The organism is Yersinia sp. LJYL362 (genome assembly GCF_048323875.1).
On record NZ_JBLWEX010000306.1, the window covers coordinates 37,511 to 47,604 of the forward strand.

The window sequence follows — 10,094 nt, forward strand, 5'->3', positions numbered from 1 at the left end:
ACATGCCATTTAATCGCCCCACATTAAGCGAACTACGCCAGCGCAATCTGTCCTATATTCAATCAGAACTCAAGACCGGTGGTAACTTACTGCGTTTCTCCAATATCGGTGTGATCAGTGATGCAGATGCTGGGATGGCTCATCTGCACTATGGGTATTTGGATTATATCGCGCTGCAATCCACGCCTTATAATGCCACCGATGAATATCTTGCTGCCTGGGCCGCGTTGAAAGATGTGTTTCGCAAGCCCGCCAATCCCGCCACCTCTCCTACCGTCGAATTTAGCGGCACCGCAGGTCGTGTGATTGCCGCTGGGAGCCTGTTAAACCGGGCTGATGGTTATCAATATCGTCTCGATCATGGGGTAACCATAGGTGTCGGTGGCACCGCTACCGTTTCAATTACGGCGGTGCTGCCGAGTGTATTGGATGACACCACGGGCGGTGGTATTGCGGGGAATGCCGATGCAGGAACGTCGCTGACATTGGATGTGGCCATCGATGGTGTTCTGTCGGTGGCCACCGCCACAGTTAAGATTTCTGGCGGCGCTGATATTGAATCAGAAGATGCTTTTCGTTCTCGTATGCTGCTGGCTTATCAAAATACCCCCCAAGGCGGCAACGATACCGATTATCGCGGCTGGGCTTTGGCTGTGCCGGGTGTAACGCGTTGTTGGGTAAAGCGCCGCTTACAGGGGGTGGGCACGGTCGGTATTTATATCATGTGTGATGGCAATGATTCAGGTGGCTTTCCGGTCGGGACTGATGGCATATCGCAACTCGAAGAGTGGGGCGCGGTAAAAGCAACTGGCGATCAGGGGCGGGTTGCCGATCATATCTACCCCTTACAACCCATTATCGCCATCATCTACGTGTGTGCGCCGGTAGCGGCACCGGTGAATTTTGTGATTAGTGGTATTTCTACAGCAGATAGCGAAACCACCACGGCAATAAACACGGCCATTGACGAAGTGTTTTTTACTGAGGGCGAGCCGGGCGGTAAAATTCTGCTGTCTTCACTGCTACTGGCCATCGGTGACGTTACTGGGACCAGCGGTTTCATTCTCGATTCTCCAACGACGAACATTCAGCTTGAAACCGGTCAATTACCTGTCCGGGGTACGGTGACCTACCTATGAGTCGATATTCTGTTAATGACTATACTGCTGCTCTTCAAGCGCTGATGCCGGGAGGCTTAGTTTGGCCGAAGATAACAGGCGGGGTTCAAACCAGCACGTTACGGGCGCTGGCAAGATCCTATCAACGCAGTGATGAAGATGCCCGTGATCTGCTCGATGCGGCTTTTCCCTTAACGGCTACCGCAATGCTTCCTGAATGGGAGGCGACGCTTGGGTTACCGGATTTATGCGCAATAGGTGAGATTGATAGCATTATCCAGCGTCAGCGGGCCGTAATATCCAAACTGTTTGGTATTGGTGGTCAGTCAGTGGCTTATTTTATTCAGGTTGCTGAGGCGCTGGGTTACACCATATCGATTACTCAATATCGACAGGCTTGTTCAGGGATGTCTGTTTGTGGGGATGCTCTAAACGGTGAGGAGTGGCCGTTTACCTGGCTGATCACCGCGCCAGAAACCACCATCAATTATGCGCAGTGTGGTTTAACGTATTGCAGTGACCCTCTGCGTTCGTGGGGAAACAAACAACTTGAATGCCGATTAACGGTATTAAATCCATCCCATACCATTCTTAAATTTGGCTACGTTAACTAACTAATCACTCTCTATTCATTTAAAGCGCCTTACTTGGCGAGGATTTTCTATGCAAAAAATTGGTGATATACCGAATACGCGCGCGGACAGTAACGGCGAATTTACCGACGGCAATGTTGCTGGTGGTGTTCCTCCTACAATATTACCGGCAGAGTGGTTTAATACTATTCAGCGTGAGTTAATTAGCATACTTACAGCGGCAGGCATCACTCCCGATAGCGAGAAATTCGATCAGATAGCGGTCTCCATATCTAAGCTGGTATCGAAAGGCGAATTTTTAAAGATAAAAAATAATCTTAGTGAAATTAAAGCGACTGGCCCGGCAGCGGTTGCAGAGGCTCAGGCCAATCTCAATTTAGCTGAGCTGCTCGGTGATGCATTACAGAAGAAAAATAACCTATCCGAGATCGCCGCTGCGGGTTCTGCTGCTCAGGCAGTAGCACAAGCAAATATCGGATTGACGCCGAGCAAGTTTTCCGGCCGGTTGCTGAATACGCAGACATTTACATCAACTGGCACTTATACGCCGACTGCTGGCACTGCGTACATTGAAGTTGAGGCCGTAGGTGGGGGTGGGGCATCAGGTGCTGTATCGGCCACTTCAGCCAGTCAAAATGCAATTGCGGCTACTGGTAGCCCTGGTGCTTATGCGAAAGTTTTATACACGTCAGTACCGAGCACGGCATCAGTAGTTATTGGTTCTGGTGGAATAGGTGCATTTAGTTCCGGGCAAACTGGTGGTTCAACAACTTTTGGCAGTATTTTGACCTGCCCCGGAGGCCCCGGTTCGATAATTGGTGCTGCGCACACCCCACCGGGAGGGTCAACAGGGCAAGGAGGCGCAAGTGCACCAACAGTTAGTGTCGGTGGACAGATAATGGTGTCAGCATTTGGACAACAAAATAACCCAGCAGTCACTGTGTCTCTTGGTGTCGGGACAAACTATGTTTCGGTGGAAAGAACTCTATTGGGTAATTATGGAGCTGCTGCTCCAGGGCAATTTAGTGGGCAATCTCAAGTTAACAAAATTGGATTTAACGGAAATAATGGGTATCTAATAGTAAGGGAGTATAGCTAATGAGCATATACGCATTGATAGATATTAATACCAGTATTGTTGTTAACACAATTGTTTTGGAGGATGGCTCGGGGTGGAAGCCGCCTGATGGATTATTGTTAGTTAAATGTGTTGAAGTATGCGGAATTGGATGGGAATACAAGGACGGAGAATTCATTCAGCCTATCAATATTTGACTAAGTATTACTATCATGCAACAAAAGCTTATAATTAGATTTGTTGCATGATATTTCCCCATAAAGTAATTAATTCATTAAATGATTTTATGCAGTTCTTTTCCTGTGTAACTTAATTTTATCAAAAATATAACTTAATAAGTTCTTCAGTTTTCTTTCTTGTTTTGAAATGAAGTAGCTTAGTAAAAAAATGACAATCATTGGTGGAATAGGTGCTAAGAACTCATAGCGGCCAAAATAAAATGTATTTAACATTTTAATGGTTGATGAAACAATCATATTTTCATGTATGAGATAAAGAGGGTAACTTATTAACCCAAAAAACAAAAGCATTCTATTAGAAAGGATTCTTTGTAATGTCTGTGAGTAAAATGAGAAGCAAAACCCGCCAATAATAATTCCAGTGATAATTACAAGACCAAAGTCAAAATGATACAGAGATGTAACTACCACAATAAACATCATGATATTATCTAAGTAATCATTTCTTTTATTTATCTTTTCATACATGAAACATCCAATGTAAAACCATCCATAAGAATCTATTCCAGTAATAACAGAAAACTGCATCAAAGGATGATCACTTGTTAAGTGAAATACAATATACAATGAGTAGGCAAATATATATGTGATAAATATTGATTTAAGTATGACTTTTCTACTAAAAGTGAAATATAAAACACCCACAAAAATGTAAAACATCACTTCAACATAAAGCGACCAGAACGCTCCTTCCAACCCTTCAATTCGCACACTAAAAATAGAATCTATTACTTCAGGGCTGATAAACGCAAGGCCCGGAACAAGATTTATCAAATGCGGTATTCCTGCTGGTCTTTCGTGAAAAAAATGCGCTGTTATAAATATAAAAATCGAGGCAATGAACATAGCAGGAAACAGCCGTAGCCATCTTTTCTTAAAGAATGCCCCCATGCTTGCTGTTTTATCCAGAGACATGAATATCACAAATCCAGATATTATAAAGAAAAAGCGAACACCAATGTGACCATACTTAAAAAGGAATATATCTTTTGTCTGCTCAACAAAGGGCAGAAGATCGGGCCAGCGCACAAAAGTATGGAAAAACAAAACAAGTAAGATCGCTATCCCTCTCATGCCGTCTAAATGCTTAATTCTTGATGATTGCGCTTCCACTACTATCTCCATTGATAAAGTTCCGGCGATTAAAGCTCATGCTTATCCCGGTTAATTTATTATATTTATGCTGTGTGGATGGTATCTCAGGCACAGAGCACACACAATCATTACGCTTTCTAAACGTAATCTAAACACTGCTTTTGGGCGTTTTTCGTGCGAGATGGAGTAGTAAGACTTCGCATGTGCCGAGCATTGGGTATCCAGATCCACCTGATGCTGTTTTAACTGAAGCATAAAATACAAAACCGGGCTTAATTGCCCGGTCTATTCATGTATGTAGTGAGTGATTTTGTGTCAACCGGTTTTACATTATGGTGTTGTTCTGTCAACCAACAACAAAACTGACAACAAAATATTCCTGAAAATATTTCTCAGAAGCCTTAAGCCTGAAGCCAATCATCAGCACTTTCCCACGCATCCTTCAAAATCTCTTCATCACCTTATTTTTAAATCAATAATGCTGAATTTTTCGTCATGAAGAAGATTTGACAGGGTTCACTTTCTGCTAAATTTCGGTATGCCAGTATCTGTCTTCATTATTACGTTGGTTATATCCATGAAAAAAGCAATCGCATACCTCCGGTTCTCTTCGTCTGTTCAACAGTACGGGGATTCTTTAAAAAGGCAGAACAGGCTAGTGACGGAATGGCTTGATGCTAACCCCGATTACATGTTGGACGACTTGACGTATAAAGATTTAGGGATCAGTGCTTACCATGGAACACATGCCACTAGAGGGGCATTCTCAGATTTCATGGTGGCTGTAGAGGGCGGTTATATTGAATATGGCACGGTTCTATTGGTAGAAAGTCTAGACCGACTGTCTCGTGAAAAAATAGGTGAAGCAACGGAACGACTTAAAAGCATATTAAAGGCTGGTATCGATGTTGTTACGCTTAGCGACCATACTCATTACACTAAAGATTCTTTGGATGATCCTTACTCACTGATAAAAGCCATTCTAATTGCGCAGCGGGCTAATGAAGAAAGTGAAATCAAATCACGTCGGATGAAGTCTGCATGGAAGAAGAAAAGGGAAGAAGCAGAGGCCTCGGGCAAAATAATTACCAGAAGTTGCCCGCGTTGGTTGAAGGTGAGCCAAAGCGGAGATAGTTTCGAACTGATACCTGAACATGCCAGGACGATTAAAGAGATATTTCGGCTACGATTAAAAGGGCAATCCCTCAATGGAATAGTTAAAGTCCTGAATGATAAAAAGGTGATAACTCTAACAGGAGAAATTGGCGTCTGGAACCCTTCAACAATTGAAAAACTATTGGTAAATAAAGCGCTTATTGGAATAAATTCCCCGTCATACCGTACGATAGCCAATGGAATACAAGAAATAGCGGGCTATTTTCCCCGAGTTATTTCCGATAAAACTTTCTACGCCGTCAGAGAGTTCAGAAAACCACCCTTTGGCAAAGACAAGCACACTGATAATCCCTATCTAATTAATCTCTTCCGTTCGGTGATGAAGTGTAAAGCATGCGGTCACAGTATCATTCTCAATTCTATAGATGGCAAAGGGATGGGGTATTACGTATGCCCTATGCGCCGGTTACATCGCTGTAATACTCCATCTATTAGGCGTGATATTGCAGATGTAAACCTGATAACTACAGTTGTTATCCATGCTGACAAATTCCAAACTAATTCAACCAGTAGAGAATCGACCCGTTCGCTCCAGGACAGAAATATTGAGGTTCTTAAAAGTATTGATAGGCTGATTGAGGCATTACAAATAGCACCTGAAGTGGCTGCTCTGGCTGAAAAGATAAAGGCACTGCATAAAGAATTCAAAAGTAATGAATCCATGATCCGTGCAGTTAACAATAAGCAGAGACTGGCCGTTAGTGAGGATGTAACAACGTTGGATTTAACCTTAAAAGAGGACCGGGAGAAATGCAGACGGTTTATTTTTAAAACGTTTAAAGAAATAGTGCTCGATACTGAGAACAAGACGTGTGATATCTACTTCAGTAACGGTTTTAAGCTGATAAATTTCCCGTTACTGAAAAGTATCAGCTCAGAACAGCTCATCAGTGCTTTGACCTATACAGACGATTCAACACTGATCCTATGAGTTAGTACCTACATCAATGCGCTTAATTGCCCAGCCTATTATGAAATGAAAACCTTTAGTTAGCGCCATAGCATGAAATTTACAAAGTAAGTTGATAACATTATGTTTTATAATAATATTTTTATCCTCTCCAGCGATTTCTATATATGAAGATGGATACTGAACCGACTTCCTTGATAGATGAACCTACCGTGGGTCGGTTCAATTTAAAATTAATTTATCTTATATATCAAATAAATAAGTCCGTGAACCGACTGAACCTACCGAACCGACCACTTTCTGGTTATATATAGAGAAATTTTATTTGCGATTATGAATCCATAATCAACTGTTAAATTGGTGGTTAAATAACAACCATCAAAGTGAAGTGCGATGATATGAAATTATTCTTATAGCAAATACCGTCTTTCACTATTCTTGGTAATTTATTTGTATAGGCTTGGGGAAGGAAAATTATTTGGGGGTATCATTGGGGGTATCTTGAAAATTGAACCTAGTAAATATATTTATTTAACAGTGTGTTGATGGTTTAATTTGGCTCCTGTAGGGCGTACCATTAAAATCAATGAGTTACCATCTGTTTACCCCCTAATTATCAGCAACCTTTTTTAAAAGTGCCAGATTGGTGACATTACCCCCCATTACCTCATCAATTTTACGTGCATGCTCAGTTAAATGATTTGGCGGCAAGTGGGCATGCCGACGCACCATTTCTATATTCCCCCCCTATCTCCTGAAGTGCTGATAACGGATGCCTGGCTGAGAAAATGGCATAGGGCCCGGTGATTTGTATGTTTTTTAGTTGCGCTGAGAGACCCAAAATAATTTGGGGGTATTATTGGGGGTATATAGAAAATTGAGCGAAGAAAATAAATGCGCCTCTGAAGAGGGGCTAAAAAATTAGTACCACAAATGGAATCCGATATTAGCCGTTACCGGAGAAATCATTATTTAAGTTAATACTATTAATGGCGACTGTATTGATTTTGATAAACTCACAAGTAATAGCCAGTTTAATGTATGGTTTGATCACCGTTTGATTCGGGGTATAAGAGACCGCCAATATTGCCTCTAACTCATTTTACATACTATTCGCTTTAGCTATATCCGTTGATTTACCTAACTTTATCACTCTAAAAGTATTGTAGAATTTATGGAACAAGTATTCGGAACAAAACGCTATTCACATTGATACCCCATACAGTGAACATAGGTAAAATTTCTGAATACAGGTAGGTAAAAATGGAAAAGCTATTTACACCACTTAAAGTCGGTAATATTACTCTTAATAATCGCGTCGTTATGGCACCTATGACGCGTTCAAGAGCCAGAAAAGGTGATATTGCAGATGCGTTGACAGCAGAGTATTACGCACAACGGGCATCTGCCGGGTTAATTGTTACTGAAGGCGCTCAAATTTCAGTGCAGGGGCAGGGCTACCTTTTTACTCCTGGCATTTACAGTCAGGAGCAAGTAAAGGGATGGTCGTTAACGACTCAGGCTGTGCATGAAAAAGGCGGAAAAATCTTCCTGCAATTGTGGCATGTCGGTCGCATTTCCCATACCAGTCTACAAAATAACGGTGCTGCTCCAGTCAGCAGCGTCGCAGTAAAAGCCGAGAACAGTCAGTGTTACGCATTGGATCAAAACGGTAACCCAGGTCAGGTACCCGTTTCAACACCACAAGCTCTGACGATTGATGGTATCAACGCCATTATCAATGATTATGTTATAGCGGCAAAAAATGCGATCGAGGCGGGTTTTGATGGCGTCGAAATTCATGCTGCAAATGGTTATCTGTTGGAACAGTTTATTAATGGTGGGCTGAATACCCGCAATGATGAATATGGTGGTAAAAGCCATAGCAATCGTATTCGCTTCACTCTTGAAGTGACCGATGCTGTATCAAAAGCGATCGGAAGTGATAAAACGGGCATCCGGTTGGCTCCTTTCGGTCGTCTTTTCGATATGCACGCTTTTGAAGGTGAGGAGCAGACATGGCTACAACTTGCTGATGAACTAAACACTCGCTCTCTGGCGTATGTGCATCTCAGTGATCAGCAAACCCTGGGTCAGCAAGCTATTCCTGATGGATTTATTCAAAAATTCAGAGCCGTATATCAGGGTATTTTGATTATTGCCGGTGGGTTTGATAAACAGCTGGCAGAGAAGTACCTACAGGATGGATGCGCTGATCTGATTGGTTTCGGGCGGCCCTATATTTCCAATCCTGATTTGGTGGAAAGAATGAAAAATGATTGGCCGCTAACTGAACCTGATCGTGCTACGTTCTATGGTGGCACAGAAGTTGGTTATACAGATTATCCGTTCTACTCAGCACAATTGGATAATCAATAAAATCAGTCGAGTAATCCCGCTTCAGCGGCTGTGACCAACTCATCCACCACATAACGGATTTTGGGCAGTAACTGACGATTTTTCGGCCATAACGCGCTGATGGGCATTTCACCACCGGAATGCCCGATAAGAACTTCTTTTAATCCCCCACTTTGCAAGTATTTACCAACTAGCCAGAGCGGTAACTGACATAGGCCACATCCCGCCAGCGTGGCGGCCAGCATCGCATCACCATCAGCAAATTCATGTGTTGGCGTTGGTGTATAGCGGTGGATTTGTCCGGTATTGTCTTTTAGTAACCAGGATATCGGCTGGTTGCGTCGAAAACCGACCACACACTTATGCTGGCTCAACTCTTCTGGTTGGACGGGCTCTGCGTTATGCAATAGGTAATCCGGTGAGGCGCAAATTACCAGCTTTTGAGTTGTCAATCTGCGGGCAACCAGACCACTGCTATCGGCCAGTTCACCGATACGTATAACCAGATCAATACCTTCTTCAATAGGATCAACAAATCGCTCACTGAATGTCACTGTCAATGCTAACTCGGGATACTGGCGGGTAATATCAAGCAGGATAGGCAAGATACGCTGTCTGCCAAATGCTGCCGGTAAATCTACCCGTAAGCGCCCGGCGGGGTGGGTAATATGGGCGGTCAATTCTGCTTCAGCAAGCTCCAGAATATCTATTGCACTCTGACAACTGGCAAGAAACTTTTCACCATCAGGCGTGAGGCTCAGCCTTCGTGTCGACCGTTGAAAAAGCTTCAGACCCAGTCGGTTTTCCAGACGACTCACACTCTTTCCAACCGCTGATTTTGTTAGCCCGAGCCGTTCCGCAGCCGCAGTGAAACTGCCGTGTTGAGCCGTTGTGACAAAAGCAGTAATCCCGCCGAGATGATCTGTTTTTCTCATATTTCCACTTGTCTGTTCAGGTTGTTGAAAGTATTCATCGAAATGAAATGCTGGCCCGATATCATCAGAAGATATAACGATAGCGAGCTTCGGGGTACCAGATTGTAGAATTTATGTCTATAAAGATGATAGCAAAACCATATTTATCGCCTCAATGGAATCAATCATAGTATGCACCAGAATTAATGTTTCGCTTTGGGGCGACAACGCTCACTCTGGATACTGGAGATAACCATGACCGAAGTTAAAGGCTTTAAACACGTAGGTTTGCTGACAAAGAAAAAAGATCAGAGTTTTGACGATTTTGTCGAACACTGGAAGGAGATACACACGGCTATTACCCTTAAGTTACCCGGCCTTCGTGCATACGTGCTGAATCCAATCGACCGGCGTGTATATCCAGACTCACCCATTGATGGTTTTTCAGAATTATGGTTCGACTCGCTTGAAGATGCCGTAGCTGCGTTTGATTCCCCGATAGGAAAAGCTGCATTTATCGACGTACCTAATTTTGTCGATGCAGTGGCAGTTACTTATGTCACCGAAATTAAAAAGCTGTGAAGTGATTATTCATAAATAAGATGTTGAATGG

The 10,094-nt window shown here is 43.0% G+C and carries 8 protein-coding genes and 2 pseudogenes; 6 read left to right on the forward strand and 4 right to left on the reverse strand.

The features are described from left to right. Positions 1 to 2: 2 nt before the first annotated feature. From ACNSO8_RS23680 to ACNSO8_RS23690, 3 genes are read left to right on the forward strand one after another with little or no spacing between them, the layout of a single operon-like run. Positions 3 to 1,139 carry a baseplate J/gp47 family protein gene (locus ACNSO8_RS23680; protein ID WP_411937072.1) on the forward strand — a complete coding sequence of 379 codons (1,137 nt, stop codon included), beginning with the start codon at positions 3 to 5 and terminating at the stop codon, positions 1,137 to 1,139. Next, a complete protein-coding gene (locus ACNSO8_RS23685; RefSeq protein ID WP_418396099.1) occupies positions 1,136 to 1,732 on the forward strand; it encodes a YmfQ family protein in 597 nt (198 codons plus the stop codon). The genes ACNSO8_RS23680 and ACNSO8_RS23685 overlap by 4 nt, the downstream gene beginning before the upstream one ends. Positions 1,733 to 1,781: 49 nt before the next feature. Then, positions 1,782 to 2,810 carry a hypothetical protein gene (locus ACNSO8_RS23690; RefSeq protein ID WP_418396102.1) on the forward strand — a complete coding sequence of 343 codons (1,029 nt, stop codon included), beginning with the start codon at positions 1,782 to 1,784 and terminating at the stop codon, positions 2,808 to 2,810. 263 nt (positions 2,811 to 3,073) lie between these two features. Here the strand turns inward: ACNSO8_RS23690 and ACNSO8_RS23695 are convergent, their stop codons facing one another. Beyond that, complete coding sequence (locus ACNSO8_RS23695) at positions 3,074 to 4,141, reverse strand: acyltransferase family protein (protein ID WP_172672112.1); 1,068 nt, start codon at positions 4,139 to 4,141, stop codon at positions 3,074 to 3,076. A gap of 559 nt (positions 4,142 to 4,700) precedes the next feature. Here ACNSO8_RS23695 and ACNSO8_RS23700 point away from each other — a divergent pair. Further along, complete coding sequence (locus ACNSO8_RS23700) at positions 4,701 to 6,230, forward strand: recombinase family protein (RefSeq protein WP_418396100.1); 1,530 nt, start codon at positions 4,701 to 4,703, stop codon at positions 6,228 to 6,230. Between the two features lie 588 nt (positions 6,231 to 6,818). Here the strand turns inward: ACNSO8_RS23700 and ACNSO8_RS23705 are convergent. Together ACNSO8_RS23705 and ACNSO8_RS23710 are read right to left on the reverse strand one after the other, a co-directional pair. Beyond that, positions 6,819 to 6,981: pseudogene (locus ACNSO8_RS23705) on the reverse strand (integrase); the annotation flags it as partial. A gap of 180 nt (positions 6,982 to 7,161) precedes the next feature. Continuing rightward, positions 7,162 to 7,335, reverse strand: a pseudogene (locus ACNSO8_RS23710) (autotransporter outer membrane beta-barrel domain-containing protein); the annotation flags it as partial. 137 nt (positions 7,336 to 7,472) lie between these two features. On the opposite strand from ACNSO8_RS23710, the gene ACNSO8_RS23715 reads away from it, so the two are divergent. Further along, a complete protein-coding gene (locus ACNSO8_RS23715) occupies positions 7,473 to 8,588 on the forward strand; it encodes an alkene reductase (RefSeq protein ID WP_019081219.1) in 1,116 nt (371 codons plus the stop codon). A gap of 2 nt (positions 8,589 to 8,590) precedes the next feature. Here the strand turns inward: ACNSO8_RS23715 and ACNSO8_RS23720 are convergent, their stop codons facing one another. Further along, entirely contained in the window at positions 8,591 to 9,502 is a 912-nt protein-coding gene (locus ACNSO8_RS23720; RefSeq protein WP_411917067.1) for a LysR substrate-binding domain-containing protein, read from the reverse strand. Positions 9,503 to 9,736: 234 nt separating this feature from the next. On the opposite strand from ACNSO8_RS23720, the gene ACNSO8_RS23725 reads away from it, so the two are divergent. Continuing rightward, a complete protein-coding gene (locus ACNSO8_RS23725; protein WP_019081218.1) occupies positions 9,737 to 10,063 on the forward strand; it encodes an EthD family reductase in 327 nt (108 codons plus the stop codon). Positions 10,064 to 10,094 lie beyond the last annotated feature (31 nt).

Excerpts from the sequence above, each read along its gene's own strand:
- ACNSO8_RS23680 (WP_411937072.1), top strand. The coding sequence starts at position 3 with ATGCCATTTAATCGCCCCACATTAAGCGAACTACGCCAGCGCAATCTG.
- ACNSO8_RS23685 (WP_418396099.1), top strand. The coding sequence starts at position 1,136 with ATGAGTCGATATTCTGTTAATGACTATACTGCTGCTCTTCAAGCGCTG.
- ACNSO8_RS23690 (WP_418396102.1), top strand. The coding sequence starts at position 1,782 with ATGCAAAAAATTGGTGATATACCGAATACGCGCGCGGACAGTAACGGC.
- ACNSO8_RS23700 (WP_418396100.1), top strand. The coding sequence starts at position 4,701 with ATGAAAAAAGCAATCGCATACCTCCGGTTCTCTTCGTCTGTTCAACAG.
- ACNSO8_RS23715 (WP_019081219.1), top strand. The coding sequence starts at position 7,473 with ATGGAAAAGCTATTTACACCACTTAAAGTCGGTAATATTACTCTTAAT.
- ACNSO8_RS23720 (WP_411917067.1), bottom strand. The coding sequence starts at position 9,502 with ATGAGAAAAACAGATCATCTCGGCGGGATTACTGCTTTTGTCACAACG.
- ACNSO8_RS23725 (WP_019081218.1), top strand. The coding sequence starts at position 9,737 with ATGACCGAAGTTAAAGGCTTTAAACACGTAGGTTTGCTGACAAAGAAA.